The 3,008-nt window shown below is 67.8% G+C and carries 4 protein-coding genes and 1 pseudogene; 2 read left to right on the top strand and 3 right to left on the bottom strand.

The features are described from left to right. Positions 1–675, top strand: a pseudogene (locus ADBZ6I_RS16835) (TPM domain-containing protein); the annotation flags it as partial. On the opposite strand, the gene ADBZ6I_RS16830 reads toward ADBZ6I_RS16835, so the two are convergent. Further along, positions 672–2,066 carry a glycine--tRNA ligase gene (locus ADBZ6I_RS16830; protein ID WP_526385868.1) on the bottom strand — a complete coding sequence of 465 codons (1,395 nt, stop codon included), beginning with the start codon at positions 2,064–2,066 and terminating at the stop codon, positions 672–674. The pseudogene ADBZ6I_RS16835 and the gene ADBZ6I_RS16830 overlap by 4 nt on opposite strands. A gap of 53 nt (positions 2,067–2,119) precedes the next feature. On the opposite strand from ADBZ6I_RS16830, the gene ADBZ6I_RS16825 reads away from it, so the two are divergent. After that, entirely contained in the window at positions 2,120–2,542 is a 423-nt protein-coding gene (locus ADBZ6I_RS16825) for a Fur family transcriptional regulator (RefSeq protein WP_526385866.1), read from the top strand. Here ADBZ6I_RS16825 and ADBZ6I_RS16820 read toward each other — a convergent pair. Next, positions 2,539–2,913, bottom strand: coding sequence for a hypothetical protein (locus ADBZ6I_RS16820; RefSeq protein ID WP_526385864.1), 375 nt, complete (start codon positions 2,911–2,913; stop codon positions 2,539–2,541). The genes ADBZ6I_RS16825 and ADBZ6I_RS16820 overlap by 4 nt on opposite strands. Then, positions 2,913–3,008: undecaprenyl diphosphate synthase family protein (locus ADBZ6I_RS16815; protein ID WP_526385870.1), on the bottom strand; the 96-nt coding region annotated here is incomplete at its 5' end. The genes ADBZ6I_RS16815 and ADBZ6I_RS16820, both read right to left, overlap by 1 nt.

The following is a 3,008-nucleotide window of genomic DNA, read 5'->3' as shown; positions in this document are numbered from 1 at the left end:
GCCGGCGAGCAACTCGACAACGGCGGCCTGGCCAAAGCCGCCGAACTGTCCGCCGCACGCGACACCGCGGTCAAGGCGGTCGCCACCGCCCAGTCCAGCGGCGCAGCCGACCCGCTGGGCGCCTTCACCCAGCTGACCCAGGCGGATGCCGACCTGGACCGGCTGCTGGCGACGGTGGCTGAAGAACGCGAGGCCGGCGACCGCCTGGAGCGGGCCTATGAGCAGGCGCTGTCGACCGCGCAGTCCCGGGTGCGTTCGGTGTCGGATTACATCGACACCCGCCGCGGCAGCATCGGTCCGGAGGCCCGCACCCGGATCAGCGAGGCGGTGCGCCACCTGGAGGCGGCCGAGGCCACGAAATCCACCGATATCAACGAGGCGATCAAGCACGCCAACGGCGCCTCGATGCTGGCCGCGCAGGCCCAGCAGCTGGCCAACGACGATGTGCAGGCCGGTCAGCAGCAGTACCAGTCGCGCTACCCCGGCGGGGGGTCCGACATGGGGGCGATGGTCGGCGGCATCATCCTGGGCAACATCCTGCGGGGCGGGATGGGCGGCGGCTACTACGGCGGCGGCGGCGGCGGATACAGCAGCGGCGGCGGTTGGACCACGACGAGCTACGGCGGGTCCTCAGGCGGTGGCGGCGACTGGGTGGGCGGCGGCGGGCGGTTCTAGCCGATGAGCCGGGCCGCCAGGTACCCCGGCACCGCGTCCAGACCGACCCGCTCCTGAGCCATGGTGTCGCGCTCACGGATGGTGACCGCGTGGTCCTCCAGGGTGTCGAAATCCACCGTCACGCAGAACGGCGTGCCGATCTCGTCCTGGCGGCGGTAGCGCCGGCCGATCGCGCCGGCGTCGTCGAACTCGATGTTCCAGTTCTTGCGCAGTGCGGCGGCCAGGTCACGCGCCTTCGGGCTGAGATCCTCGTTGCGTGACAGCGGCAGCACCGCCGCCTTGACCGGGGCCAGCCGCGGGTCCAATCGCAGCACGGTGCGCTTGTCCACCCCGCCCTTGGCGTTCGGCGCCTCGTCCTCGGCGTAGGCGTCGACCAGGAACGCCATGAACGAGCGGGTCAGTCCCGCTGCCGGCTCGATGACGTACGGGATGTAGCGGGTGTCGCTGGCCTGGTCGTAGTAGGACAGGTCGACGCCGGAGTGCTTCGAGTGCGTCGACAGGTCGAAGTTGGTGCGGTTGGCGATGCCCTCCAGCTCACCCCACGGGTTACCGGCGAAGCCGAACTTGTACTCGATGTCGGTGGTGCCGTCGCTGTAGTGCGACAGCTTCTCCTTGGGGTGCTCGTAGAGCCGCAGGTTCTCAGGGTTGATACCGAGGTCGACGTACCACTGCTTGCGGGCGTCGATCCAGTACTGGTGCCACTGTTTGGCGGTGTCGGGCTCGACGAAGAACTCCATCTCCATCTGCTCGAACTCGCGGGTGCGGAAGATGAAATTGCCCGGCGTGATCTCGTTGCGGAAGCTCTTGCCGATCTGGCCGATGCCGAACGGCGGCTTTTTCCGAGACGTGGTCACCACGTTGGCGAAGTTGACGAAGATGCCCTGCGCGGTCTCGGGCCGCAGGTAGTGCAGGCCCTCCTCGCTCTCGATCGGGCCGAGGTAGGTCTTGAGCATCATGTTGAATTCGCGGGGCTCGGTCCACTGGCCTTTGGTTCCGCAGTCGGGGCAGACGATGTCGGTCATCGGCACCGACTCGGGATTCGTGACGCCTTCTTTCGCGCCCTTTTTTTCGAAGTGCGCTTCCTGCATGTGGTCCTGGCGGTGCCGCTTGTGGCAGTTCAGGCACTCCACCAGCGGGTCGTTGAACACCTCGACGTGACCGGAGGCCACCCACACCTCACGCGGCAGGATGATCGAGGAATCCAGGCCGACGACGTCGTCGCGGCCGGTGACGACGGACTTCCACCACTGCCGCTTGATGTTCTCCTTGAGTTCCACCCCGAGTGGCCCGTAGTCCCAGGCGGAGCGGGTGCCGCCGTAGATCTCGCCGCAGGGGTACACCAGCCCGCGCCGCTTTGCCAGATTGACGACCGAATCGATGACGGATGCCACGGTGGGTTGCACTCCTAGTCTGCCCGGGACTGAACCGCACTAGCCTAGGTGAGATGGTTTCCAACACTGATCCGCGGTCCGCCGGCGCCGGCGTGCGCTCGACGCGGCAGCGGGGAGCCATCATCGCCCTGCTCGAGACCGTCGAGGAGTTCCGGTCGGCCCAGGAACTGCACGAACAACTGCGCCGCCGCGGGGAGAACATCGGTCTGACCACGGTCTATCGCACCCTGCAGGCCCTGGAGGCCGCCGGTCTAGTCGACATGGTGCGCACCGATACCGGCGAGTCGGTCTACCGGCGCTGTGCCGCACCGCACCACCACCACCACCTGGTCTGCCGGGTGTGCGGGTCGGCGGTGGAGGTCAGCGGTCGTGAGGTCGAGGCCTGGGCCGCCGAGGTCGCCGCGGCGCACGGTTTCTCCGACGTCAGCCACACCATCGAGTTGTTCGGCACCTGCGCCAACTGCGGCCGGGGTTAACCGACGAGCGTTCGGGCGGCCTCAGCACCGCCGGCGAGCACCATCAGCACCAGCGTCTGCAGGGCCTGATCTCCCAGCCCGCCGGACGGGAAGTTGTAGCGCAGCATCACGTCAGCCCGCTCTCCGGGCTGTTCCAGCAGCCCCACGGTGCCGAGGTTGGTGGTATTGGCTTGAGCCGCAACACGTTTGCGCAGATCGGCGTTGACCGGCAGATCCCAGGCCAGCACCTGGGTCAGCGAGATCATCTCCAGCCCGTCGGCGATCGTCACCGTGCGCAGGGAGGCGACGGTGTCGTCGTAACGCACGATGAGCGCGCCGTCGTCCCCGATTTCGACGGGCACGACCGCCGCCAGAATGTCGGCGAGAGACATCAGGCCCGGCCGAACCGCCGGTTGCGGTGGACGTACTCCTCGCAGGCGTCCCACAGATCACGGCGGTCGTAGTCGGGCCAAAGCTTGTCCTGGAA

The organism is Mycobacterium sp. (assembly GCF_044342925.1).
GTDB lineage: Bacteria > Actinomycetota > Actinomycetes > Mycobacteriales > Mycobacteriaceae > Mycobacterium.
Note: the sequence above shows the minus strand (reverse complement) of the source record. Positions and strands in the feature narration are given on the sequence as shown.